At 68.5% G+C, this 24422-nt stretch carries 28 protein-coding genes and 1 riboswitch; of the genes, 18 read left to right on the top strand and 10 right to left on the bottom strand.

The annotated features are described in order from the left end of the window. Window positions 1–58 precede the first annotated feature (58 nt). The gene (locus DL990_RS21040; RefSeq protein WP_125785891.1) at window positions 59–415 is read right to left on the bottom strand and encodes a hypothetical protein; all 357 of its coding nucleotides are present in this window, start codon (window positions 413–415) and stop codon (window positions 59–61) included. A 91-nt stretch (window positions 416–506) separates the two neighbouring features. Then, the gene (locus DL990_RS21035) at window positions 507–920 is read right to left on the bottom strand and encodes a VOC family protein (RefSeq protein WP_125799676.1); all 414 of its coding nucleotides are present in this window, start codon (window positions 918–920) and stop codon (window positions 507–509) included. 83 nt (window positions 921–1003) lie between these two features. On the opposite strand from DL990_RS21035, the gene DL990_RS21030 reads away from it, so the two are divergent. The 10 genes from DL990_RS21030 to DL990_RS20990 all read left to right on the top strand — a co-directional run bounded on the left by DL990_RS21030 (window position 1004) and on the right by DL990_RS20990 (window position 8998). Further along, on the top strand, window positions 1004–1576 hold the full coding sequence (locus tag DL990_RS21030) for a TetR/AcrR family transcriptional regulator (protein ID WP_125785893.1): 573 nt from the start codon (window positions 1004–1006) through the stop codon (window positions 1574–1576). Between the two features lie 153 nt (window positions 1577–1729). Continuing rightward, on the top strand, window positions 1730–1816 hold the full coding sequence (locus DL990_RS42425; RefSeq protein ID WP_360907593.1) for a putative leader peptide: 87 nt from the start codon (window positions 1730–1732) through the stop codon (window positions 1814–1816). Window positions 1817–1852: 36 nt separating this feature from the next. After that, a complete protein-coding gene (locus DL990_RS21025) occupies window positions 1853–3547 on the top strand; it encodes a nitrite/sulfite reductase (RefSeq protein WP_125799675.1) in 1695 nt (564 codons plus the stop codon). Next, window positions 3544–3696 (top strand): hypothetical protein, encoded by a 153-nt coding sequence (locus tag DL990_RS21020; protein ID WP_005158649.1) that lies wholly within the window; start codon window positions 3544–3546, stop codon window positions 3694–3696. Before DL990_RS21025 ends, DL990_RS21020 begins: the two co-directional genes overlap by 4 nt. Then, window positions 3693–4388: a phosphoadenylyl-sulfate reductase gene (locus DL990_RS21015; protein WP_125799674.1), complete on the top strand. Its 696-nt coding sequence runs from the start codon at window positions 3693–3695 to the stop codon at window positions 4386–4388. The genes DL990_RS21020 and DL990_RS21015 overlap by 4 nt, the downstream gene beginning before the upstream one ends. Window positions 4389–4399: 11 nt before the next feature. Beyond that, a complete protein-coding gene (gene cysD, locus DL990_RS21010; RefSeq protein WP_125785896.1) occupies window positions 4400–5320 on the top strand; it encodes a sulfate adenylyltransferase subunit CysD in 921 nt (306 codons plus the stop codon). Next, window positions 5320–6582, top strand: coding sequence for a sulfate adenylyltransferase subunit 1 (locus tag DL990_RS21005; protein WP_125799673.1), 1263 nt, complete (start codon window positions 5320–5322; stop codon window positions 6580–6582). The genes cysD and DL990_RS21005 overlap by 1 nt, the downstream gene beginning before the upstream one ends. Then, complete coding sequence (locus DL990_RS21000) at window positions 6579–7328, top strand: sirohydrochlorin chelatase (protein ID WP_125799672.1); 750 nt, start codon at window positions 6579–6581, stop codon at window positions 7326–7328. The genes DL990_RS21005 and DL990_RS21000 overlap by 4 nt, the downstream gene beginning before the upstream one ends. 193 nt (window positions 7329–7521) lie before the next feature. Continuing rightward, complete coding sequence (locus tag DL990_RS20995) at window positions 7522–8145, top strand: cyclase (RefSeq protein WP_125785899.1); 624 nt, start codon at window positions 7522–7524, stop codon at window positions 8143–8145. Window positions 8146–8224: 79 nt separating this feature from the next. After that, entirely contained in the window at window positions 8225–8998 is a 774-nt protein-coding gene (locus tag DL990_RS20990; protein ID WP_125799671.1) for an enoyl-CoA hydratase-related protein, read from the top strand. A gap of 19 nt (window positions 8999–9017) precedes the next feature. On the opposite strand, the gene DL990_RS20985 is transcribed toward DL990_RS20990, so the two are convergent. From DL990_RS20985 to DL990_RS20975, 3 genes are read right to left on the bottom strand one after another with little or no spacing between them, the layout of a single operon-like run. Next, window positions 9018–9374, bottom strand: coding sequence for a barstar family protein (locus DL990_RS20985; RefSeq protein ID WP_125799670.1), 357 nt, complete (start codon window positions 9372–9374; stop codon window positions 9018–9020). Further along, the gene (locus DL990_RS20980) at window positions 9371–9847 is read right to left on the bottom strand and encodes a ribonuclease domain-containing protein (protein WP_125785902.1); all 477 of its coding nucleotides are present in this window, start codon (window positions 9845–9847) and stop codon (window positions 9371–9373) included. The genes DL990_RS20985 and DL990_RS20980 overlap by 4 nt, the downstream gene beginning before the upstream one ends. 11 nt (window positions 9848–9858) lie before the next feature. Beyond that, entirely contained in the window at window positions 9859–10062 is a 204-nt protein-coding gene (locus DL990_RS20975) for a CDP-alcohol phosphatidyltransferase family protein (protein WP_125785903.1), read from the bottom strand. 60 nt (window positions 10063–10122) lie between these two features. On the opposite strand from DL990_RS20975, the gene DL990_RS20970 reads away from it, so the two are divergent. The 3 genes from DL990_RS20970 to DL990_RS20960 all read left to right on the top strand — a co-directional run bounded on the left by DL990_RS20970 (window position 10123) and on the right by DL990_RS20960 (window position 13873). Then, window positions 10123–11088: a zinc-binding dehydrogenase gene (locus tag DL990_RS20970; RefSeq protein WP_125799669.1), complete on the top strand. Its 966-nt coding sequence runs from the start codon at window positions 10123–10125 to the stop codon at window positions 11086–11088. Window positions 11089–11271: 183 nt separating this feature from the next. Beyond that, the gene (locus tag DL990_RS20965; RefSeq protein WP_125785905.1) at window positions 11272–12315 is read left to right on the top strand and encodes an alpha/beta hydrolase; all 1044 of its coding nucleotides are present in this window, start codon (window positions 11272–11274) and stop codon (window positions 12313–12315) included. A gap of 79 nt (window positions 12316–12394) precedes the next feature. Continuing rightward, window positions 12395–13873 carry an amino acid permease gene (locus DL990_RS20960; protein WP_125785906.1) on the top strand — a complete coding sequence of 493 codons (1479 nt, stop codon included), beginning with the start codon at window positions 12395–12397 and terminating at the stop codon, window positions 13871–13873. On the opposite strand, the gene DL990_RS20955 is transcribed toward DL990_RS20960, so the two are convergent. Then, the gene (locus DL990_RS20955; protein ID WP_125799668.1) at window positions 13848–14897 is read right to left on the bottom strand and encodes a nitronate monooxygenase; all 1050 of its coding nucleotides are present in this window, start codon (window positions 14895–14897) and stop codon (window positions 13848–13850) included. The two genes, DL990_RS20960 and DL990_RS20955, sit on opposite strands and share 26 nt — an antisense overlap. Window positions 14898–15051: 154 nt before the next feature. Between DL990_RS20955 and DL990_RS20950 the strand changes: the two genes are divergently transcribed. Both DL990_RS20950 and DL990_RS20945 read left to right on the top strand, forming a co-directional pair. Next, window positions 15052–16815 (top strand): family 20 glycosylhydrolase, encoded by a 1764-nt coding sequence (locus tag DL990_RS20950; RefSeq protein ID WP_199746520.1) that lies wholly within the window; start codon window positions 15052–15054, stop codon window positions 16813–16815. A 56-nt stretch (window positions 16816–16871) separates the two neighbouring features. Further along, complete coding sequence (locus DL990_RS20945; protein ID WP_125799667.1) at window positions 16872–17318, top strand: pyridoxamine 5'-phosphate oxidase; 447 nt, start codon at window positions 16872–16874, stop codon at window positions 17316–17318. A gap of 49 nt (window positions 17319–17367) precedes the next feature. Here DL990_RS20945 and lepA read toward each other — a convergent pair whose 3' ends face one another. Further along, complete coding sequence (gene lepA / locus DL990_RS20940) at window positions 17368–19209, bottom strand: translation elongation factor 4 (RefSeq protein ID WP_125799666.1); 1842 nt, start codon at window positions 19207–19209, stop codon at window positions 17368–17370. A gap of 113 nt (window positions 19210–19322) precedes the next feature. On the opposite strand from lepA, the gene DL990_RS20935 reads away from it, so the two are divergent. Continuing rightward, a complete protein-coding gene (locus tag DL990_RS20935; RefSeq protein WP_125799665.1) occupies window positions 19323–19910 on the top strand; it encodes a class I SAM-dependent methyltransferase in 588 nt (195 codons plus the stop codon). Here DL990_RS20935 and DL990_RS20930 read toward each other — a convergent pair. Both DL990_RS20930 and DL990_RS20925 read right to left on the bottom strand, forming a co-directional pair. Further along, complete coding sequence (locus DL990_RS20930) at window positions 19907–20281, bottom strand: VOC family protein (protein WP_125785911.1); 375 nt, start codon at window positions 20279–20281, stop codon at window positions 19907–19909. The genes DL990_RS20935 and DL990_RS20930 overlap by 4 nt on opposite strands. A gap of 23 nt (window positions 20282–20304) precedes the next feature. Beyond that, window positions 20305–21183 carry an EamA family transporter gene (locus DL990_RS20925; RefSeq protein ID WP_125799664.1) on the bottom strand — a complete coding sequence of 293 codons (879 nt, stop codon included), beginning with the start codon at window positions 21181–21183 and terminating at the stop codon, window positions 20305–20307. Window positions 21184–21542: 359 nt separating this feature from the next. Here DL990_RS20925 and rpsT point away from each other — a divergent pair, with 359 nt between their 5' ends. Further along, on the top strand, window positions 21543–21803 hold the full coding sequence (gene rpsT / locus DL990_RS20920; RefSeq protein ID WP_125786046.1) for a 30S ribosomal protein S20: 261 nt from the start codon (window positions 21543–21545) through the stop codon (window positions 21801–21803). 52 nt (window positions 21804–21855) lie between these two features. On the opposite strand, the gene holA is transcribed toward rpsT, so the two are convergent. Further along, complete coding sequence (gene holA / locus DL990_RS20915; RefSeq protein ID WP_125785913.1) at window positions 21856–22839, bottom strand: DNA polymerase III subunit delta; 984 nt, start codon at window positions 22837–22839, stop codon at window positions 21856–21858. A gap of 135 nt (window positions 22840–22974) precedes the next feature. Beyond that, a riboswitch (SAM riboswitch) is annotated at window positions 22975–23107 on the top strand. Between the two features lie 12 nt (window positions 23108–23119). On the opposite strand from holA, the gene thrC reads away from it, so the two are divergent. Then, window positions 23120–24385 carry a threonine synthase gene (gene thrC, locus DL990_RS20910; RefSeq protein WP_125785914.1) on the top strand — a complete coding sequence of 422 codons (1266 nt, stop codon included), beginning with the start codon at window positions 23120–23122 and terminating at the stop codon, window positions 24383–24385. Window positions 24386–24422: the final 37 nt, after the last annotated feature.

Genomic DNA, 24422 nt, shown 5'->3' with positions numbered 1-24422 from the left:
AGTGTCCCCCACGCCGTGAAGGCCTCCTTCCCCGGGGAAAGAGGCCTTCACGGACGAGCTACCGGTCGGCGATGCGCACCTTGACCGAGGTGGAGCGGGTGCCGTCCTCGAACCGCACCCAGACCAGGGTCTCCATGCTCAACGAGTAGTCGTTGACCACGTGGTCCACCGACCAGTCACCGTGTTCGTCCGAGGCGGCGTCGCGGCTCATGGCCACCTCGACGAGCACCATCTGGGACAGGTGTCCCCGGACGTCCCGCGAACAGCCGACCGCCTCGAACCGGTACGAGCTGCCCTTGTGCAGCACCGCACCCTCCTCCGGCGAAACCAGTCTGCACCCCTGCTGAGCCCCGGCGGCCGTACCCGGGATCAGCAGGGATGCCAGCACCATCGCGGCGACCACCCATCGGCGCATGCGCAACTCCTCCGTCCTCTGTGGATCGAAGATCGAAGCTAGCGGCGACGGCGACGGCGACCCGGCGCGGCCTCACTCACCCGAAGCGGTACTAGGCCAACCCATTAGCGGCCAGCCACTCCGGCGACGGCGGGATCACCTCGATGATGTCGACCAGGAAGCCGTTCAGGTCCTCGATGTAGAAGTGCCGCTGGCCGAATTCCTCGTCCACGAGTTCGGTGACGATCTTGACCCCTTCTTCGCGCAGCCGCTCATATTCGGCTGCCGCGTCGGCGACCATGAAGCCGACCATGGAACCGGCCGCTTCCTGCACCCGCCACGGCTCCGGCGTGGCCTTGTGACCACGCTTCGCGAAGCTCATTTCATAGCCGGGGACTCCGGCGTTGAGGCTGGAGAACCAGTCGAGCTCGATCGTCACCGTCAACTGCAGGTGCCGCTTCCACCAGGCGGTGGTCTCGGCGATGTCATCGACGAGCACACAGGCACCGAAACCGCTGAGTTGCATCTGGTGTTTCCTCCCAGTTGTTTACCACTTGATGCGTAGTACTATAGACATAGTGGTTTGACTGAAGCAAGGAGAATGTCCCGATGCGACAGAACCCGGAGCGCCGGACCGCGCTCACCGACGCCGCGATCACCGTCCTCGCCCGCGAAGGCGCACGCGGCCTCACCTATCGCGCCGTGGACGTCGAAGCGGATGTCCCGCCGGGAACGACGTCCAACTACTTCCGCAACCGGGACCAGCTGCTCGGGGAGGTCGGCGTCCGCGTGCACGAACGGCTGTCGGCGCCGGCCGACGTGATGGCGAACCCGCAGGCCGAGACGCCGTCCCACGACCGGGTCGGCGTCCTGCTCGGCGAGCTCATGGGGCGGCTGACCGCCCACCGCGAGCCCTATCTCGCGCTGCTCGAGCTCAGGCTCGAAGCCACCCGGCGCCCGGATCTTTCGGCCGAACTGACCAAGACCATCCGCGAGGGCATCGACATGAGCGTCGACTGGCACGTCGCGGCGGGAATGCCGGGCGGGCGCGCCGAGGTCCTGCTGATGTACCTCGCGCTGACGGCGCTCACCGTCGAACGGCTGACCCTGCCGGAGGTGCTCGCGGACGTCACCGACGAGGACGTCATCCGGATCATCGTGGACCGCGTCCTGCCTTCTTGAGCCGTGCGCGTTCTGCGTCACAATGCCCGGCCACGAACCCGGGCTTGACCTCCAAAGCAGACCTCTGACCTGCGAATACAGCCAAGTTCGGACAGTGTTCCCAGCATTCGGACCGGCCTGGACCACATAGTGGGCGCGTGGCACGCTGAATCAATGACCCGCGCCGGAATCACCCTCGTGGCACGCCGCCACGTGGACCTCCGTCGTGTGGCGAGCGCGCTCTGTGCGACGAACCGCTGACTCCCCGCCACCACCACGATCTGCCGGAGGACTCCCATGTCGTCGCCCACGCGCGAAACCCCTGCCCGCACGCCCCGGGTGAAACAGAAACGGGGCGAGGGACAGTGGGCTTTGGGCTACCGCGAACCGCTGAACCCCAACGAGCGGTCCAAGAAGGACGACAACCCGCTCAACGTCCGTGCCCGGATCGAGAACATCTACGCCCTCGGCGGCTTCGATTCCATCGACCCGGGTGACCTCCGCGGCCGGTTCCGCTGGTTCGGTCTCTACACCCAGCGCAAGCCGGGGATCGACGGCGGCCGCACTGCGACGCTGGAGCCCGAGGAGCTCGACGACCGCTACTTCATGCTGCGGGTCCGGCTCGACGGCGGCGCGCTGACCACCGATCAGCTGGCCGTGCTCGCCGAGATCTCGCAGACCCACGCGCGCGACACCGCCGACATCACCGACCGGCAGAACATCCAGTACCACTGGATCCAGATCGAGGACGTCCCGACGATCTGGGCGAAGCTGGAGAAGGCCGGGATGACCTCGATGGAGGCCTGCGGCGACAGCCCGCGCGTCATCCTCGGCTCCCCCGTCGCCGGTATCGCCGCCGACGAGATCATCGACGGCACGCCCGCGATCGACGAGATCAAACGCCGCTACATCGGCGACCCGCGCTACTCGAACCTGCCGCGCAAGTTCAAGACCGCGGTCTCCGGGCAGCAGGACGTCGCGCACGAGATCAACGACGTCGCCTTCGTCGGCGTGAACCACCTCGAACACGGCCCCGGTTTCGACGTCTGGGTCGGTGGCGGCCTGTCCACCAACCCGATGATCGGGCAGCGACTGGGCGCCTGGGTCTCCCTCGACGAGGTCCCCGACGTCTGGGAAGGCGTGATCAGCGTCTTCCGTGACTACGGCTACCGGCGGCTGCGCGCCCGCGCCCGGATCAAGTTCCTGGTGAAGGACTGGGGTGTCGCGAAGTTCCGCCAGGTGCTGGAAGACGAGTACCTCAAGCGCAAGCTGACCGACGGCCCGGCACCCGAGGTGCCCGCCACCCAGATCGACCACGTCGGCGTGCACCCGCAGATCGACGGGAAGTTCTACGTGGGCGCCGCGCCGGTCGCCGGTCGCGTCTCCGGGGCCACCCTGCTGGCCGTCGCCAAGGCCGCCGAGCGGGCCGGGTCGAACCGCGTCCGCCTGACCCCGCACCAGAAGCTCGTGGTCCTCGACGTTCCCGAGGCCGAGGTGAACGGGCTGAAGACCGAACTGGCCGATCTCGGCCTTCAGACCGAGCCTTCGCCGTGGCGGCGCGGGATCATGGCGTGCACCGGCCTGGAGTTCTGCAAGCTCGCGATCGTCGAGACGAAGGCCCGCGCGATCGAACTGGTCACCGAACTCGAGAAGCGCCTCGCCGACATCCAGGCCGAGATCGAGAATCCGGTGACCGTGCACCTCAACGGCTGCCCCAACTCCTGCGCCCGGGTCCAGACCGCCGACATCGGGCTCAAGGGCCAGATCGTCACCGACGAGGACGGCAACCAGGTCGAAGGCTTCCAGGTGCACCTCGGCGGCGGGCTCGGGCTCGACGCCGGATTCGGCCGGAAACTGCGCGGGCACAAGGTGACCGCGTCGGAGCTGACCGCGTACGTCGAACGGGTCGTGCGGGCGTACGTCGCCGGCCGCGAACCCGGCGAGCGGTTCGCCCAGTGGGTCCTGCGGGCCGACGAGGGCGTCTTGCAATGACCGAACGCGCGACCCCGTACTACTGCCCTTTCTGTGGCGATGAAGACCTGCGGCCCGAAGAGGGCGGCTCCTGGCTGTGCTCGGGCTGCCGCCGGGTCTTCACCGTGAAGTTCCTCGGACTGTCCTTTCCGGAGGTGTCACCAGGATGACCGCCACTGCCGACTACAAGACGCTCGCCGAACGGGCCTCGAAGGAGCTCGCGGAGGCGACCGCGACCGAGGCCCTGCGCTGGACCGCGGAGACCTTCGGCGCCGATTTCATCGTCGCGTCGAACATGCAGGACGCCGTCCTCATCGATCTGGCCACCCAGGTCAAACCCGACGTCGACGTCCTGTTCCTGCAGACCGGTTACCACTTCCCGGAGACCATCGGCACCCGTGACGCGGTGCAGGCGGTGTACCCCGGGGTGCGGATCGTCAACGCCGAGGCCGCGCAGAGCGTCGCCGAACAGGACGCCGAGTACGGCCCGAAGCTGCACGAGCGCGACCCGAACCAGTGCTGCCAGCTTCGCAAGGTCGTGCCGCTGCGGAACACGCTCGCGAAGTACTCGGCGTGGGTGACCGGCGTCCGCCGCGTCGACGCGCCGACCCGCGCGAACACCCCGATCGTCACCTGGGACGACCGCAACGGGCTGGTGAAGATCAACCCGATCGCGCCGTGGTCCGACGACGAGTTCCGGGACTACATCGACGAGCACGGGATCCTCGAGAACCCGTTGGTGTCCATCGGTTATCTGTCGATCGGCTGCGCGCCGTGCACCGCGAAGGTCGCTCCGGGCCAGGACCCGCGAAGCGGCCGGTGGGCCGGGCAGGGCAAGACCGAGTGCGGTTTGCACGGGTGAGAAGGGACGACATGACCACGCTCGAACCGGTCGCGGCCGCGGCACAGGACAACCTGGCGGCGTTGGAATCCGAGGCCATCCACATCTTCCGCGAGGTGGCGGGTGAGTTCGACCGGCCGGTGATCCTGTTCTCCGGCGGCAAGGACTCGACGCTGCTGCTGCACCTGGCGATCAAGGCGTTCTGGCCCGCGCCGGTGCCGTTCCCGTTGCTGCACGTGGACACCGGGCACAACTTCGACGAGGTCATCGACTTCCGCGACCGGGTCGTCGAGCAGCACGGGCTCCGGCTGGTCGTGGCGAAGGTCCAGGACTGGATCGACGACGGCAGGCTCGAAGAGCGCGCCGACGGGATGCGCAACCCGTTGCAGACCACACCATTGCTCGACACGATCGCCGAGAACAAGTTCGACGCCGTCTTCGGCGGCGGACGCCGCGACGAGGAACGCGCCCGCGCCAAGGAGCGGATCTTCAGTCTCCGCAACTCCTTCGGCCAGTGGGACCCCCGGCGGCAACGCCCGGAACTGTGGAACCTCTACAACGGTCGGCACCGCCCCGGCGAGCAGGTCCGCGTCTTTCCGCTGTCCAACTGGACCGAGGCGGACGTCTGGAACTACATCGCGCGGGAGAAGGTCGAACTGCCGTCGATCTACTACGCGCACCGGCGCGAGGTCTACCAGCGCGACGGCATGTGGCTGGCCGAAGGACCGTGGGGCGGGCCGCGGCCGGACGAGGTCGTCAAGGAACTGACCGTGCGCTACCGGACCGTCGGCGACGGTTCGTGCACGGGCGCCATCGAATCGGCCGCCGCCACGGTGGACGAGGTCATCGCCGAGGTCTCGGCCTCCCGGCTCACCGAACGCGGCGCCACCCGCGCCGACGACCGGATGTCGGAGGCGGCGATGGAAGACCGCAAGCGGGAAGGGTACTTCTGATGTCCAGCCTCCTCAGGCTCGCGACCGCGGGCAGCGTGGACGACGGGAAGTCGACCCTCGTCGGGCGGCTCCTGTTCGACACCAAATCCGTGCTCGCCGACCAGCTGGACGCGGTCACCCGCGCCAGTGTCGACAAAGGACTGTCCACTCCGGACCTCTCGCTGCTCGTGGACGGCCTTCGCTCGGAACGCGAGCAGGGCATCACGATCGACGTGGCGTACCGGTACTTCGCCACCCCGAAGCGCAGTTTCGTGCTCGCGGACACGCCGGGCCACGTGCAGTACACGCGGAACACGGTGACCGGGGCGTCCACCGCGCAACTGGCCGTGCTGCTGGTCGACGCGCGCAAGGGCGTCATCGAGCAGACCCGCCGCCACGCCGCGGTGCTCGCCCTGCTTGGCGTCCCGAACCTGGTGCTGGCGGTGAACAAGATCGACCTCGTCGGCTACGACGAAGCGACGTTCACCGTGATCGCCGAGGAGTTCGCCGAGCACGCCGCCTCCCTCGGCTACGAACGGGGTTCCGTGCTCGCGGTGCCGGTTTCGGCGCTGGTGGGCGACAACGTGGCGGAGAAGTCGGACAAGACCCCGTGGTACTCCGGCCCGACCCTGCTGGAGCATCTGGAAACCGTGCCGGTGGCGCCGGATCCGCACGATTCGGCGTTCCGCTTCCCGGTGCAGTACGTGATCCGGCCGCGCACGGCCGACCACCCCGACTACCGCGGGTACGCGGGGCAGATCGCGGCGGGCACCGTCCGGCCGGGCGACGAGATCGTCGTGCTGCCGCAAGGCATCCGCAGCCGCGTCGAAGGCATCGACACCGCCGACGGGCCGCTCGCCGAAGCCGGGGCCGGCACCTCGGTGACCCTGCTGCTCGCGGACGATCTCGACATCTCGCGGGGTGACCTGATCTCCGCCGCCGACCGGCAGCCGACGGTGACCGACGAGATCACCGCGACCCTGTGCTGGCTCTCGGCCAAGGCGCTGAAGCCGGGCGCGCGGGTGCTCGTGAAGCACGGGGCGCGGACGGTGCAGGCTCTCGTCGGCGAACTCCACGCCCGCTTCGACGAGCAGGCCCTGTCCAGTGTGGACGATCCGGGCACGTTGGAACTCAACGACATCGGCCGGGTCACGCTGCGGCTGGCCGAGGAGATCGGCGTGGACGACTACGGCGTCAGCCCGCGCACGGGCGCTTTCCTGGTCATCGACCCGAAGGACGGCGATACACTGGCGGCCGGACTCGTCGGCGAAAGGTTCGCATGACCTCAAGCCTCACTCCGCCTCTGGTCGCCGTCGCCCACGGCAGCCGCGATCCGCGGTCCGCCGCGACCATCCGCGCCCTGCTCGACGTCTCCCGCGGGCTGGCGCCGGGTCTCGACATCCGTGAGTCCTTTTTGGATCTCTCGGAGCCGCTGCTCACCGATGCCCTGCGCGGGTTGTACGCCGAGGGGCATCGCGAGGTCGTCGTGGTGCCCCTGCTGCTCGGCGTCGCGTACCACGACCGGGTCGATCTGCCCGCGCTCGTCGCCGAGGTGACCGCGGACTGCCCTGGCTTCGACGTGCGGGTTTCCGGGGTACTGGGCATCGACCCGCTGATCGAGACGGTCGCGCTGGACCGGCTCGCCCAGGCCGGCGCCGATCTGGACGATCCGGGGCTGGGTGTCCTGCTGGCGGGTGTCGGCTCGTCGAACGTCGCGGCGAACGACGCGGTCGCCGGGATCACCACCCGCTGGCAGCTGCGCCGCGGGCTGCTCGCGACCCCCGCGTTCGCCGGCGCCGCGCAGCCGGACGTGCCCGCCGCCATCGCGCGGTTGCGGCTCAACGGCGCACAGCGGCTCGCGGTCGCGGGCTGGTTCCTCGCGCCGGGGCTGTTGCCGGACCGGATCGCGCGGCTGGCCCGCGAAGCAGACCCGTCGGTGGTCGTCGCCGGACCGCTGGGGCCGGATCCGCGGATCGCCGGGCTCGTCCTGGACCGCTACGACGTCGCCGCCGCCCGGCTCGCCGCCTGATCGTTCATCGGCACAGTAGAGCGTCACGTCCCGTTCGGGCGCTTGATACCGATTTTCGGTGGGTCCCGTTCCCAGTTCCGTGACACCCCGCGTATGGGAACGGAGATTTCTTGACGAGTTACTTAACTTGCCGGTAACTCTCTAATCGCTGCGCAGCTCCCTCTCTCCCCATCGAACCCCAGGTAGGTGGAACATGAAGGCTGCCATCCGTGCCCTCGTCTGCGCGTCGGCCGTGCTCGTCCCGCTCGTCGGTCTCGCCGCACCGGCTTCGGCGGCGACCACCGTCGTCTTCGACTGCGAGGCGAAGCCACCGCTCGTCGGCAACAAGTACCTCAAGCTGAACCAGGACGCCGACGTCACCGCGCCTGCCACGGTCGCCCCCGGCGCCGCGCTCGACATCGTCATCGACCCGGCGCCGAACACCGTCCCGGCCGAGGTCAGCGGCTACCAGGTCAAGCAGATCAAGGACTTCTCCCTGAAGATCCCGATCCCGGCGAACTCGACCTGGGTGAGCGCCGACCTCGCCGGCGGCTCCGGCATCGGCTCGACCCCGCCGAAGATCACCGTGTCCGGCAGCGTCGCGACGCTGAGCTTCCCCGGCCCGATCGCGGGCGGTTCGACGTTCGAACTGCCGACCGTGACGGCGCACCTCACCGCCGGCACGTCCGGCACCATCGAGACGAAGCTGGGCGGTTCCAGCTACGCCGACCCGGGCCTGACGTTCACCGCCGTGGTCAGCGCCGGTTTCGACGTCTCCGCCCCGACGTCGTGCTTCCCGAACCCGAGCCCGACCTTCACCACGACGACGATCGGCTGACCCGTGCCTGCGCCACCGTCGGAGGAGATGGTGGCGCAGGCCACTGCCCGGCCCGACTTCGCCCATGCGAAGGTGAGGCATGGCTGACGAACTGGTGCACTACGACGTGGTGGGCGGCACCGCCACGATCACCTTGGACTCCCCGCACAACCGCAACGCGCTCTCCGCCCAGCTGCGGCGTGAACTGAGCGAGTCGCTGGACAAGGCACGGGCGGACGACGCCGTGCGGGTCATCGTGCTCACCCACACCGGCCCGGTGTTCTGCGCGGGAATGGATCTCAAGGAGGCCCGCGGCGCCGGCGCGGGTGCCCAGGGCGTCAACGAGTTCCCGAAGATCCTCGAGCAGCTGTGGACCAGCCCCAAACCTGTCGTGGCGAAGCTGGCGGGCCCCGCGCGAGCGGGCGGGATCGGCATGGTGGCCGCGACCGACATCGCCGTGGCCGTCAGCGAAGCGACCTTCGCCTTCTCCGAGGTGCGGATCGGCGTCGTGCCCGCCGTCATCTCGCTCACCGTGCTGCCGCGGCTCACCGCCCGCGCCGCCCACGAACTGTTCCTGACCGGTGACACCTTCGACGCGAAGCGCGCCGTCGAGATCGGCCTGCTGAACTCGGCCGTCTCCGCCGACGAACTCGACGGCGAGGTCGCCCGCTACGTCAAGGCGCTCGCCCTCGGCGGGCCGAAGGCGCTCGCGGCGACGAAGGAACTACTCAGCAAGCCTCGCCCGGCGACACCGAGCGAAGGCTTCGAGGCCATGAACAAGCTGTCCGCCGGCTTCTTCGCGAGCGAAGAGGGCCAGGAAGGCATCACGGCTTTCGCGCAGAAGCGCAAGCCGAACTGGGTGCCCGAAAGCTGAGCCTCAGTCGGGCAGAGCCTCAGTCGGGCAGGACTACGGTGAGGCGCCGGGAGTCCGTCCGCTCACCGGACGGCCCCAGCGCCCGCTGCGCGTCGGAAAGCACGCTGCGGATGGCCAAGTACGCCTTCGGATCGCGCTCTTTGAGCAGCGAGGAACCGGTCCAGATCAGCACGTGCTCACCCGGCGCGAGCCACGACAGGTCGGTGAGGCAGTCGTAGAGCGCGTCGAGGTTCTTCCCGAAGTAGTCCGGAAAGGACAACGCCTCCGCGATCGCGTCGAGTGTCGAAGCCTTGTCGACCGTCTTGCCGCCGTCGATCAGATGCGGACGCGCACCGCGGGCGAACGCCTTGTCCGCCGCTTCCTTCGCCGCGCTCATCGGCTGGGGTCCACGACGACGAAGGACTTGTAGTGGTCCTCGGTGTAGTACAGCTCCTTGCCGGAGCCGGTCACCATCCGCCGCGCTCCGCGATCCGGGCTGCCCGGCGTCTTGACCGTGTACTCCCGGTAGTAGCCGGAAGCCTTGGCAGGCAAGACCTTTTCCCGGTTCTGGAAGGTCACGTCGTCGTTGCGCGGATACGGGTACGGCCCGCCCGCCTGGATGAGCTTCCAGGTGTCGGACGCCTGCGAGGGAAGTCCTGTGAGCGGTTTGACCGGAAGACCGGAGTCCGCACCCGCGACCTTGCCCTTCGCCTGGCTCGCGGCGTCTCCCGACGGCGCGGCCGAAGCGGACGAACTCGCCGGAGCGCTCTTCGTGTCGTCACCGCTGATGCCGTCCTTGACGAACCAGCCTGCGAGCACCAGCACGATCAGGCCGATCAGGGCGGCGGTGATCCGCCTACGGTTGAACATGGTGTGCCAGCTTAGGAGGACCGGTCGGAGTCGTTCGCATCGCGGGCCGTACCGAAGAGCCGGGCGACCTTGCCGAAGACCGAGTCGAGCACCCAAGCGGCGACCAGGCACAGCGGTACGACGACCGCCATGACCAGCACGAACTGCACGGGAAACGGGGCCTGCGCGAGCCACAACTCGACGCCGTCCCACCAGTCTGCAAGCCCGTTGAACACGAGTGTGAGCCTACGCTCGCACCCACTGCCACCGCCCGTCAGGCCATGTAGGTTGCTGGCATGTTCGCCGTTTACGCTTCCGAACCCAACGCCGAAAAGCCGCTGGACTCGCTCGTGACCGGCGAGCGACCCGAACCCGACGTGCCCGAAGGCTGGGTGCGGGTCGACGTCAAGGCCGCCAGCCTCAACATGCACGACCTGTGGACGCTGCGCGGCGTCGGCATCAAACCCGAGCAGTTCCCGATGATCCTTGGCTGCGACGGCGCGGGCACCCTCGACGACGGCACCGAGGTCGTCATCCACTCGGTGATCAACGCCCCGGGCTGGCAGGGCGACGACACCCTCGACCCGAAACGCACCCTCCTCACCGAGAAGCACCAGGGCACCTTCGCCGACCAGGTCGTGGTTCCTGCCCGCAACGTCGTGCCGAAGCCGTCGGGCCTGACCTTCGCGGAAGCCGCGACCATGGGCACGGCGTGGCTGACCGCGTACCGGATGCTGTTCGTGAAGTCCGGGCTGCGGCCGGGGCAGACGATGCTCGTCCAGGGCGCCTCCGGCGGCGTCTCGACCGCCCTCGTGCAACTCGGGCGTGCGGCCGGGTTCCGCGTTTGGGTGACCGGGCGTAGCGAGGAGAAGCGTGCGCTGGCCGAGAGCCTGGGCGCACATCAGACCTTTGAGTCCGGCGCGCGGCTGCCGGAGCGGGTCGACGCGGTCTTCGAAACCGTCGGGAAGGCGACCTGGTCCCATTCGGTGAAGTCGCTCAAACCGGGCGGGATCATCGTTGTTTCGGGGTCGACCAGCGGTCCTGACGCTAACGCGGAGTTGCAGCGCGTGTTCTTTCTGCAACTGCGTATCGCGGGTTCGACGATGGGGACCAGGGACGAACTGACCGATCTCCTCGCCTACCTGGAGCTCACCGGGGTGCGCCCGCAGATCGGCGCCGAGTTGCCGTTCGCGGAAGCCGAAACCGGGTTTGAGAACATGCTCCGCGGGGAAACTTCCGGCAAGGTGGTCTTCACGCATTGATCGGAGGGGTGAGCGCTCCCCCTCGCGGTGATCAAGCGCGCACACAAGCGCACGTCCGCGCGTTCCTCCCAGGTCAAACAGTCATTTCGTAGTCTTGTCAAGTGTCAAGAACGTTATGACTCAGGGAGCTTTTCACGACCAAAGTTCGACCAAAATCCGACCTCTCGCGGTTAGCCTGGAACGATGACCGCATCGCAGCGGCCCGAACCGGCGGACCCCGGGGGCCGGACCACCACGGACACCGACCCGATCCGCGTCTCGTTCAGGCGCTACGCCGGCGTTCGCACCAGAGTGCTCGAAGTCGGGCCACAGCCGGTGGAATCGGCCGACCGCGCTCCCCGGCGAGTGCTCGGCAAGCGGGCCGCAGCACGCGCGCACGCCAAGCCGACGGCGCCGCGGCTGGTGCTGCTGCACGGCTATTGCGACAGCGCCGACACCTGGCGTCCGGTCCTGGAGCTGCTCGCGGCCGCCGGTGTTCCGGCGGTCGCGGTCGATCTGCCCGGATTCGGTGACGCTCAGCCACTGCGGCCGGGCTCGATGCTGCCGCAGCTGGACGCGTTCACCGCGGCCGTGATCAAGGAACAGGCCGTGCTCGGCACGGTGGTGCTCGCCGGCAACTCGCTCGGCGGCACGATGAGCCTGCGCGCCGCGGAGAACCACCGGCTCCCGGTCGCGGGGGTGGTCTCGATCGCCGCGCCCGGTTTCGTGGACAGCTGGCTCATCCGCACCGTTGCCCGCTATCCGCTGCCCCTGCGGATGTACTCGGCCCTGCCGCTGCCGATCCCCGGCTTCCTTGTGCGCGCCGTCGCCGAGCAGGTCGTCCCCCGGCTGCTGTACGCCAACGCGACGGCCGCGGACGCCGAGCAGGTGCGCCGGTTCACCTCGCTGTTCCCGGACTACCGCTCCACCACCACCCGGCTCGAACAGGCGCGGCAACTGGTCGAAGAGCTGGCGGACGCGTACCGGCTCGAAGAGATCCGCGTCCCGCTCCTGGTGGTCGTCTGTGGCAAGGACAAACTGGTCAGCGCCGCCTCCGGACGGCAGCTGCACGCGCTGGTCCCGCACAGCAGGCTGATGGTGCGCGAGGACTGGGGCCACTGCCCGCAGCTGGACGACCCTGTCGAGATCTCGGAACTGCTCACCTACTTCTCCGCCAGTGCGTCCAGGCCGTCGAAGATCGCCGCCCGCGTCGCCGCCGAAGTGAGCGAGGACACCGTCGCCGGATAGGTGCGATCTCCCGACTCCCGCTACGGTGCCTCTCGGACTGTGACCCAGTCCGAAAAGCACCAACTGTTGGGAGACGACGATGTCCGCACCGCGCAGCCTGGGCTCGGGATCCGGGATATTCCGACGCAAACCGATCGAGCAGATCCAAGAACTCAGTGACGGCGGCGGTGGGCTCCAGCGCACGCTGGGCCTGCGCCAGCTGACCGCGATCGGGGTCGGCGGCATCATCGGCGCGGGGATCTTCTCCCTGGCCGGCGCGGTCGCGAACGAGAAGGCCGGCCCCGCCGTGCTCATCTCCTTCCTCATCGCGGGCATCGCCAGCGCCGCCGCCGCGTTCTCCTACGCCGAGTTCGCCGGACTGATCCCCCGCGCCGGATCCGCGTACACCTACGGGTACACCGTGCTGGGCGAGATCGTCGGCTGGTTCATCGGCTGGGATCTCCTACTGGAGTACACCGCGATCGTCGCGGTGGTCGCGATCGGCATCTCCGGCTACTTCAACGAGCTACTGGGCTACCTCGACATCAACCTCCCGGTCTGGATGCTGGGCGCCCCCGGCACCGAAAAGGGCGACGTCGCGGCAGGCTCCTACAAGATCAACCTGTTCGCCGTCCTGCTGTGCCTGTTGATCGCCTTCATTCTCAACCAGGGCATGAAGAACGCCGCCCGGTTCGAGACGCTGCTGGTCTACCTGAAGGTCGGCCTGGTCCTGCTGGTGATCGTCGTCGGTGTCTTCCACATCAACACCGACAACTACTCGAACTTCTTCCCGTTCGGCCTCAGCGGCGCGTTCGCCGGAGCCGCGACGGTCTTCTTCGCCGTTTTCGGCTACGACGCCATGTCCACCGCGGCCGAGGAATCGACCGACTCCCAGAAGCACATGCCGAAGGCGATCATCTACTCGCTCGCCATCTCGATGGTGCTCTACGTGCTGGCCTGCCTGGTCCTGACCGGGATGGTCAACTACAAGGACATCGACGGCGAAGCCGCCTTCTCCAGCGCCTTCGCGGGCGTCGGGATGAAGTGGCTCGGCCTGATCATCGCGGTCGGCGCGATCATCGGTATCACCACCGTGCTGTTCACCTTCCTCATGGGCGCGAGCCGCGTCGGCTACTCGATGAGCCGCGACGGCCTGCTGCCGAAGTGGTTCAGCAAGACCCACCCGGTGCGCAAGGTGCCGAGCCGGATGACCTGGGTGCTCGGCATCGCCTCGGCGATCATCGCCGGGCTGCTGCCCATCGGTGAGGCCGCGGAACTGACGAACATCGGCATCCTGCTCGCGTTCGTCGTCGTCTGCGTCGCGGTGATCGTGCTGCGCTACAAGCAGCCGGACCTGCCGCGGACGTTCAAGACCCCGGGCATGCCGGTCGTGCCGATCATCGGCATCGTCTTCTCGATCTGGCTGATCACGTTCCTGAACTACCACACCTGGCTGCGGTTCGCGGCCTGGTTCGGCCTCGGCCTGATCATCTACTTCGCCTACAGCCGCCGTCACTCCGCGATGAACGCGAACAATGGTGACGCGAAGCAGGTCAGCGGAGACGACTCAAACGCGTAGCGGCTTCGCGGGCTTCGGTCTGGAGGCGTTCGACGATCGACGCCGCCGGGCCGGAGCCCGCGAGTTCGTAGGTCTGCCCCGCGTAGAGGGACATGATCTCGGGGTCGCCCGCCTTGCCCGCCGCCGCGCGGATCGGTTTGGTCAGGTTGTTGACCTGCGGATACGCCGACGGCGCCGTGGCCGAGAAGTCCGTGACCGCGCGGTTGACCAGCGACCGGGCGGGACGCCCGCTGAACGCCCGGGTGAACGCCGTCGGCCTGCCCCCGTCCGCGAGCGCCTGCCGATGCGCGGGCTGCGTCCCTGCCTCGTCCGCCCGCAGGAACGCCGTGCCCAGCTGCGCCGCGACGGCACCCGCCGCCAGCACCGCCGCGATGTCGGCACCGTGCACGAGCCCGCCGGTCGCGACGAGCGGCAGGTCCGTCCGCGCGGAGACCAGGCGAAGCAGGCTGAGTACGCCGTACTGCGCTCCCCCGCCTTCAGCTCCGGGCTCGTCAGCGAAGAGCCCGCGATGCGCTCCGGCCTCGAATCCCTGGACCACGAGCACGTCCGCGCCGACCGCCACCGCCTGATCGGCTTCCGCCGGGCTGGTGACAGTGACGGCCACCTTGCTCCCGCTGGCGTGCAAGCGTTCCACGTCTTCGGGCGAGGGCGTGCCGAAGGTGAAGGAAACGACCGGAACCTTCCGCTCCAGAACGACCTCGAGCTTCGCGTCATAGGCGTCGTCATCCCAGCTCGGCTCGCCGGGCTCGATGCCGTGACGTTCGGCCTCCGCGCGCCAGCGCTCGATGTGGCGGCCGAGATCAGCCTCTGCGGCGTCACCAGGGACGAAGAGGTTCACGCCGAACGGCTCACCGGTGAGTTCGGCGGTCTTCGCGATCCGGTCCGCGAGGACGTCGGCGCTCAGATAGCCCCCGGCCAGGAAGCCGAATCCGCCCGCCACGGTCACCGCGGCCACGAGCTCGGGAGTGGTCGGCCCGCCCGCCATCGGGGCCGCGATCACGGGAAAACGCAGATCCTCGAACACGAATCCGACGATAGTCCCCTGGCGGCGACACGGTATGTGACGTTCGAGTCACTCCAAGGATCGCCCAAGGTGGTCTAGACCTTTAACGCAGAAAATGCGACGATCTGAACCGGCCGTGACGCGGGTCACGTTCCCTGTCCCCTTGGAGGCCCCGGTGAAGACCTTGAGAGCGCGGCTGAGCCGCGCCGTCGTCGGGGTGACGCTGCTCGCCGGCGTCACCACCGCAGCCGCCCCCGTCGCCGACGCGGCCACCCCGCCGCTGCAGGCGATCGTCCCGGTCCCGGTCTCGGCCCGAGCGGTCACCGGATCCGACTACGTCCTGACCGCGAACACCAAGATCTACACCCAGGCCGGCTCGGCACAGGCCAAAGCCGTCGGCGACTACCTCGCCGGGGTCTTCCGCACCTCCACCGGCTTCCCCCTGCCCGTCTCCGACGCGCCGTCGGGCACACCCACCGACGGCATCTCGCTCCTGCTGTCCGGTGCCGACGCCCGCGTCGGAGACCAGGGCTACCAACTGAACTCGACGTCCACTTCCGTCGTCCTCCGCGCGACGACGACGCAAGGCCTCTTCGGCGGCGTACAGACACTGCGGCAGTTGCTGCCCGGCAAGATCGAAAGCTCCACGGTGCAGCAAGGCCCCTGGACGATCCCGGGCGCCGACATCCTGGACTACCCCCGCTTCGGCTACCGCGGCGCGATGCTCGACGTCGCCCGGCACTTCCACCCGGTCGCCACGGTCAAGCGCTACATCGACCAGCTGGCGCAGTACAAGATCAACAATCTGCACCTGCACTTGGCCGACGACCAGGGCTGGCGCATCCAGATCGACAGCTGGCCGCGGCTGGCCACCTACGGCGGCAGCACCCAGGTCGGCGGCGGCGCCGGCGGCTACTACACCAAGGCCCAGTACACGGAGATCGTGAACTACGCGGCTTCGCGGTTCATCACGGTCATCCCGGAGATCGACATGCCCGGGCACACCAACGCCGCCCTGGCGTCGTACGCCGAACTGAACTGCAACAACACCGCTCCCCCGCTGCGCACCGACACCGCCGTGGGCTACAGCTCGCTCTGCATCTCGAAGGAGATCACCTACACCTTCGTCAACGACGTCATCCGGGAGATCGCCGCACTGACCCCCGGGCCGTACTTCCACCTCGGCGGCGACGAAGCCCAGGCCACCAGCGACGCGGACTACCGCACGTTCATGAACCGGGTGCTGCCGATGGTGGCGGCCGCGGGCAAACAGGTCGTCGGCTGGCACGAGATCGGCAAGGCCACCCTGCCGGCCACGGCCACCCCGCAATTCTGGGGCACGACGACCTCCAGCACTGAGGTTTCGAACGCCGTCGCCCGCGGCAGCAAGGTGATCCTGTCGCCGGCGAACAAGGCGTACCTGGACATGAAGTACAACTCCAGCACGCCGATCGGGCTCTCGTGGGCGGGCTACATCGAGGTCCAGGACGCCTACAACTGGAACCCGGGCGCCTACCTCTCCGGTGTCCCCGAATCCGCCGTCCGCGGCGTCGAATCCCCGCTGTGGACCGAAACCGTGGTGACCCCGGCGAACATCGACTACCTCGCCTTCCCGCGGCTCCCGGCGCACGCCGAACTCGGCTGGTCTCCGTGGTCGACCCACGACTGGAACGCCTTCCGGGTACGCCTCGGCGCACAGGCTCCGCGCTGGCAGGCACAGGGCATCGGCTACTACGCGTCGAGCCAGGTGCCTTGGGAAACGGGATCCGGCAACCCGGGCACCTGTTCACTCCCGGCGTGGGACCGCGCTTCCGTGTACACCGGCGGGGCCACCGTCGCCCACAACGGGCACAAATGGACGGCACAGTGGTGGACGCAGGGCGAAGAACCCGGCGCGGGCGGCCAATGGGGCGTCTGGCGCGACAACGGAGCCTGCTGAGCCCTCCGCTCGCCCGCTCGGCCCCTTGCACCGGCCGGGCGGGCTACGGTGGATCCATGGCCGCTGATCTCGAACTCGTCCGCACTCTTTCCTTGCGCGAAAACGGACTCGCGACCGTCTCGACGGTCCGCGCGGACGGCACCGTGCACTCGTCGGTCGTGAACGCCGGGGTGATCGAAGACCCGGTCACGAAAGCGCCAGGGGTCGGTTTCGTCGCGGTGGGCGGGGCGAAGAAGCTCGACCTCTTCCGCCGGGCGGGCCACGCCACGATCACCTTCCGCCGCGGCTGGGAATGGGCGGCGGTCCAGGGGACCGTCCACCTCATCGGCCCGGACGACCCGGACCCGGACTTCGACCCGAGCGGGCTCCCCGGGCTGCTGCGCGAGGTGTTCATCGCGGCGACCGGGACCCACGACGACTGGGACGAGTACGACCGCGTGATGGCCGCCGAACGCCGCGTCGCCGTCTTCGTCACGGCGAACCGCATCAGCGGGAACCGCTGACACGAAAAGGCCGCCCGGATCGTGCCCCGGGCGGCCTTTTCGTCTGCCGTTACTGCTTCTTCTTGCCTGAGTCCTCTGTGGACAGCGCGGCGACGAAGGCTTCCTGCGGGACCTCGACCCGGCCGACGGTCTTCATCCGCTTCTTGCCTTCCTTCTGCTTTTCCAGCAGCTTGCGCTTACGCGAGATGTCACCGCCGTAGCACTTCGCGAGCACGTCCTTGCGGATCGCGCGAATGGTCTCGCGGGCGATGATGCGGGCGCCGATGGCGGCCTGGATCGGCACCTCGAAGTTCTGCCGCGGGATCAGCTCGCGAAGCCGGTTCACCATGCGGTTGCCGTAGTTGTAGGCGTCGTCCTTGTGCACGATCGCGGAGAAGGCGTCGACACCCTCGCCCTGAAGCAGGATGTCCACCTTGACCAGATCCGCCGCCTGCGCGCCGGCCTCTTCGTAGTCCAGCGACGCGTATCCGCGCGTCCGCGACTTCAGCGTGTCGAAGAAGTCGAAGATGATCTCGCCCAGCGGCAGGTTGTAGCGCAGTTCGACCCGGTCCTCGGACAGGTAGTCCATGCCGAGGAGCACGCCACGCTTGTTCTGGCACAGCTCCATGATCGTGCCGATGAACTCCGACGGCGCCAGGATGCTCACCTTGCTGACCGGTTCGAGCACCTTGTCGATCTTGTTCCCGGTCGGCCAGTCCGACGGGTTGGTGACGTGGATCTCCTTGCCGTCGTCCAGCACCACGTCGTAGACCACGTTCGGCGCGGTGGAGATCAGGTCGAGGCCGAACTCGCGCTCCAGCCGGTCGCGGGTGATCTCCAGGTGCAGCAGGCCGAGGAAACCGCAGCGGAAGCCGAAGCCGAGCGCCACCGACGTCTCGGGCTCGTAGTCCAGCGCGGCGTCGTTGAGCTGCAGCTTGTCCAAGGCCTCGCGCAGGTCCGGGTAGTCCGACCCGTCCACCGGGTACAGGCCGGAGTAGACCATCGGCTTCGGCTCGCGGTAGCCGGCGAGCGGCTCCTTCGCGCCCTGGCGCTCGGAGGTGACGGTGTCACCGACCTTCGACTGCCGGACGTCCTTCACCCCGGTGATGAGATAGCCCACCTCGCCGACGCCCAGCCCCTTGCTGGGCTTGGGCTCCGGCGAGATGATCCCGACCTCGAGGAGCTCGTGGGTCGCGCCGGTGGACATCATCTTGATCCGCTCGCGCGGCGTGATCTTGCCGTCGACGACCCTGATGTAGGTGACGACGCCCCGGTAGGTGTCGTACACCGAGTCGAAGATCATCGCCCGTGCCGGGGCGTCGGCGTCGCCCTCCGGCGCGGGCACCTGCTTCGCCACCGCGTCGAGCATGTCGCCGACGCCGACGCCGGTCTTGGCCGACACACGCAGCACGTCCGAGGGCTCGCAGCCGATGATGTGCGCGAGCTCGGCGGCGTACTTGTCCGGATCCGCCGACGGCAGGTCGATCTTGTTGAGCACCGGGATGATCTGGAGGTTGTTCTCCAGCGCGAGGTACAGGTTGGCGAGCGTCTGCGCCTCGATCCCCTGCGCGGCGTCGACCAGCAGGACGGCGCCTTCACACGCCTCGAGCGCGCGGGAGACCTCGTAGGTGAAGTCGACGTGGCCCGGCGTGTCGATCATGTGCAGGACGTGGTCCTGCCCGTCGACCTTCCAGGGCAGGCGCACGTTCTGCGCCTTGATGGTGATCCCGCGTTCCCGCTCGATGTCCATTCGATCGAGGTACTGAGCCCGCATGGCCCGTTCCTCGACCACGCCGGTGAGCTGCAGCATCCGGTCGGCCAGGGTCGACTTGCCGTGGTCGATGTGCGCGATGATGCAGAAGTTCCGGATGAGCTCCGGGGGCGTGAAGGTCGTGTCGGCGAACGTCGTCAACGGGTTTCCTCGCGAAGGTCGGGGTGTGCCACCTCTATGGTCCCATGCCGCTCCGGGTGCGGGTGGGGGTCATCCCCGATGCGGCCCGTGGTGAGCTGTGGTGCCCTCGAAGTATGAGTACTTCACTGTCCCAAATGCTCGATCGCACGTTCGGCCATCCCAGGGGACTGCTCGGCCGGTTCGGCGGCCTGGCGATGGCGCACGGCAACGCCGCCACCGAACTTCGCATCGTTGAACTGGCGTCGATCGAGTCCGGCGAAACCGCGCTGGTCGTCGGCCCCGGCCCGGGAGTCGGCCTCCAGGCCGCGGCCGAACGCGCGGACCGTGCGGTCGGCGTCGACCCCTCTCCGGAGATGCTCGCCCGCTCCCGTCGCCGCTGCGGCGACAAGGTCGAGCTACGGCGCGGCGCCGCGGAGTCCACCGGTGAGCCCGACGAGAGCGTCGACGTGATCCTGAGCGTCAACAACGTGCAGCTGTGGGAAGACCGGGCGGCCGGTTTCGCCGAGCTGTTCCGCGTGCTGCGGCCCGGCGGCAGGCTGCTGCTGTCTTCGCACGAGAAGTGGCTGCCGGTGTCCCGGCACGAGCTGGCCGACGAAGCGGCCGCCGCCGGTTTCACCGACCTGCAGACCTGGACGTGGGACCCGCCGGGCTTCGGCGCCTCGCTCGCCGCTCAGCTGCGCGCGATCAAGCCACGGCCCTAACGCGGGTCGGTGCGCAACGGATGCTCACGCGGCACCTCGACCAGCACGATCCTGGTGCCGTCCGGATCGGCGATCCACGCTTCGTCCAGCCCCCAGGGTTCACGACGCGCCCCGCGGACCGGTTCCAAGCCCTTCGCCGCGAGCTCCGCGAGCGCCGCGGACAGATCCCGGACCTGGAGCCACAAGGCGACGTCAGGGGTCGGGCCGGTCTCCCCGGTACCGACGATCTCGATCGACCCGTTCCCGGCGAAGAACACCGTCCCGCCGGGGAACTCCTTGTCGATCGCCAAGCCCAGGGTGTCCCGATAGAACGCCGTCGACACCTCGAGGTCCTTCGGGTGGATCAGCACCCTGCTGCTCAGCACGTCCATGACCCCATCCCTACCGGACGGGTTCAGGCCATCGCAATCGCGGTGATCCCGGCCAGCACCACCGCCGACCCGGCCAGCCTGCGGACGGCGTTCGCCTCCCCCAGTACCAGCCAGGCGGCGAGGCCGCCCAGGACGATGCTCAGTTCGCGCGCGGGTGCGATGAGGCTCACCGGAGCGATCTGGAGGGCGTAGAGGACCAGCAGGTAGGCGACCGGTGAGAGCAGGCCGACGATGAGGATTTCGCGCTTGTGCTCGCGCCACAGCCACGCGACCTCCTCGCGGTCCTTCAGCGCGTACGGCGCCATGAGCAGGCTCTGCACGATCGCACCGGTTCCGAAATAGATGATCGGCGGGACACCGAGGCCGGTGACCGAATGCGCGTCCCACAGTGTGTAGGCGGCGATCGTGACCCCGGTCAGCAGTCCGTAGGCCACGCCTTTGCGGCGAGCGACGCGATCGGCGGCGTCGGCATGCGCCGGTGCGCGTCCGGTACCGATGACCAGCACGCCGGCGATCACGAGGAACGCGCCGATCAGGCCGAGCACCCCTGGCCGCTCGCCGAGCAGCACGACGGCCGCGAGCACCGAGAGCAGCGGCCCGGTACCGCGGGCGACGGGATAGACGACGGACAGATCGCCGACGGCGTAACCCCGTTGGAGGACGATCCCGTAGGTGACGTGGAACACCGCCGTAACCACGGCCGCGAACAGGCAGGTCCACTGTGGACGTTGCGGCTCCACCGCCAGTGAGACCGCCATGACGGGTACGAGAAGGATCGCGGAGAGGCTGTAGTAGGCCCAGACGAACCGGGCTCCGCCACGGCGGATCCGCTTGGCTGCCAGATTCCAGCCCGCGTGGATGACTGCGGCGATGACGACCAAGGACAGAGCGGTGGCGTTCACGGCGGACCTTCCCGTTTTCCGCGCATGCGGAAAACACCGGTCCTCCAGGCTTTTGTCCCGTCAGATGAACGGCAGCGCTTCCGGCCCCGCCGATGGTGCCGCTCGGACCTGTCCCCTCTGCCCTGATTATGTGTTTCGCTGAACGGGCAGGCGGCGGAACCCTAGGCACTACGATCTTCACCGTACCGCAATCCCCCCTCCCCAGGCGGCCGTGAGCGGCCCCGGGGCGGCTGTTAAGATTGCCTCTCACCGTCGTGTGGCATTCCGTCATGGAGGAAACCCGCGCCGCTCTCACGAGCATGCAGGGCCGGTCACAGCGCGGCGGCGAAACCACCGAGAGATTCAAGAGGAGCGCCCCCGTGGCCAACATCAAGTCGCAGATCAAGCGCATCACCACCAACGAGAAGGCGCGTCAGCGCAACCAGGCGATCCGGTCCTCGGTGAAGACCGCGATCCGCAAGTTCCGCGAGGCAGCCGACGCCGGCGACAAGGCCAAGGCCCTGGAGCTGCAGAAGGACGCGGCCAAGAAGATGGACAAGGCTGTGACCAAGGGCGTTCTCCACGCCAACCAGGCCGCCAACAAGAAGTCCGCGCTCGCGAAGCGCGCGAACTCTCTCTGATCGGCTTTCGAAGGGCCCCGGCGACTCACGTCGCCGGGGCCCTTCGCCATGTTCAGCGGCTTGTACCGTGGGCGTCGACGACCTCAAGCACGGCGCGTTCCAACGCGTACTCCGGGTTGGCCGCGACCCCCTTGACCTCGGCGTTGAGCCGGGCGACCACCCGCATCGCGGTGGCCAGACCGTCCTGACCCCAGCCTCGGGCCTGCCCCTGCGCCTTGCGCACCTTCCACGGCGGCATCCCCAGCTCGCCGGCCATCTGGTTCGGGTTCCCGCGACCGGCGCCGGACACCCGCGCGATCGTCCGGACCGCGTCGGCGAGAGCGTCGGCGACCAGCACGTGCGGCACGCCCAGTTGCATCGCCCAGCGCAGCGATTCGAGCGCCGCGGCCTTGTCACCGGCGACGGCCTTTTCGGCGACGGCGAATCCGTTCACGTCCGCGCGGCCCCGGTGGTAGCGGCGGACCGCCTGCTCGTCGACCGTTCCGCCCGCGTCCGCGACGAGCTGGGTCGCGGCCGACGACAACTCACGCAGATCCGAGCCGACCGCGTCGATCAGCGCGAGCACGGCCGCACCGTCGATCTTCCCGCCGACCCGGCGGACCTCGTTGCGGACAAAGGATTCCCGCTCAGCGGCCTTGGTCAGTTTCGGGCATTCGACGACCTCCGCCCCTGCCTTCTTCAAGGCGGCGGGGAGCGCCTTCGCGGCCTTGCTCCGACCGCCTCCGCTGTGCACGACGACGAGCACGATGCCGTCGGCGGGCGCCTTGACGTAGGCCATCACCCCGTCGGCGAGCTCCTGCGAAATGTCCTGCGCCGATTCGAGGACGATCACCCTGCCTTCCGCGAACAGCGAGGGGCTGACCATCTCCGCGAGCGCCGGGACTGTGAGGTCCGACACCCGGATCCGGGTGAGATCCGCCGTCGGATCGGCGGCTTTGGCCGCGTCCGAAGCGCCGCGGACCGCGCGTTCGATCAGCAGCTCTTCCTCACCGAGAACCAGGACCAGCGGCGATGGGGCGGAAGCTTGCGTCGTCACGGTGACGATCCTGCCACTCGTCCTCTCGTGTGCTTTGTCCGGTGATGTGTTCCGGGCACGGTGGCCCCACCTGAGGCTCATGTCGTACGGTGTTGGCGAGGCGACGCGATGACACGCGTGCCGACAATCGAATACCGCTCATCCAGAGGGGCAGAGGGAACGGCCCGACGAAGCCCCGGCAACCGGCGTCAGCCTGTCATTCCGCGATCGCGGGATAGCTGACGAACACGGTGCCAATTCCGGCCCGCCACGGCGGGGCAGATGAGGAAAGGACCTCGCGATGACCGCAACCCTCGGCACGACCTCCACCACCAAGACCCCGGATCTCGGACCGGCCGTCGAACTGGTGTCGAAGGAAGAGGGACACCGGCAGCCGCTCGCCCCCGAATTCGTTTCCGCCGAGGACTTCTCGCCGCTCGAAGTCGCCTACGACTTCGGCCGCGTGCGCCGCGAGGACATCGAAGCCGGACCGAAGAACATCTGGCGCTACAAGAAACTCCTTCCCGTTCCGTCGAACGTCGAAGAAATCCCCAACACCGAACCCGGCGCCACCCGGCTCATCCAGGCCGACAGGCTCGCGAAAGCCTTGGGCGTCAAGAAGGTCTGGGTCAAGGACGACACCGGCAACCCCACGCACTCGTTCAAGGACCGTGTGGTCGCCGTCGCGCTGGCCGCCGCCCGCGAATTCGGCTTCGACGTGCTCGCCTGTCCGTCGACCGGCAACCTGGCCAACGCCGTCGCCGCCGCGGCGGCCCGCGCCGGCTGGCGGTCGGTCGTGCTGATCCCGAAGACCCTCGAGCGCGCGAAGATCCTCACCACCGCCGTGTACGACGGCGACCTGATCGCGGTCGACGGCAACTACGACGACGTGAACCGGCTCGCCACCCAGCTCGCCGCCGAGCAGGAGAGCTGGGCGTTCGTCAACGTGAACGTCCGGCCCTACTACTCCGAAGGCTCCAAGACGCTGGCCTTCGAGGTCGCCGAACAGCTCGGCTGGCGGCTCCCCTCCCAGATCGTGGTCCCGATCGCCTCCGGTTCCCAGCTCACCAAGGTGGACAAGGGTTTCCGCGAGTTCGGGCAGCTCGGTCTCGTCGACGAGACGCCGTACAAGGTGTTCGGCGCGCAGGCCACCGGCTGCTCCCCCGTCTCGGCGGCCTTCCGTGCGGGCCACGACGTCGTCCAGCCGGTCAAGCCGGACACGATCGCCCGGTCGCTCGCGATCGGCAACCCGGCCGACGGCCCCTACGTCCTCGACGTGGTCAACCGCACCGGCGGCGCGATCGAAGACGTCACCGACGAAGAGGTCGTCGAGGGCATCCGGCTGCTCGCCCGCACCGAGGGCGTCTTCACCGAGACCGCCGGTGGGGTCACCGTCGCGACGGCCAAGAAGCTCATCGAGACCGGCAAGCTCAACCCGGACGAGGAGATCGTCCTGCTGATCACCGGTGACGGCCTGAAGACCCTCGATGCCGTCGAGGGCAAGATCGGCCCGAAGGCCACCGTCAGCGCCTCAGCCGACGCGGTCCGCGAAGCACTCGGCATCTGAGACCTGTTGGCGGAGCTGAGGACGGGTTCGCTAACAG

The organism is Amycolatopsis sp. WAC 01416, assembly GCF_003947485.1.
GTDB lineage: Bacteria > Actinomycetota > Actinomycetes > Mycobacteriales > Pseudonocardiaceae > Amycolatopsis.
Note: the sequence above shows the minus strand (reverse complement) of the source record. Positions and strands in the feature narration are given on the sequence as shown.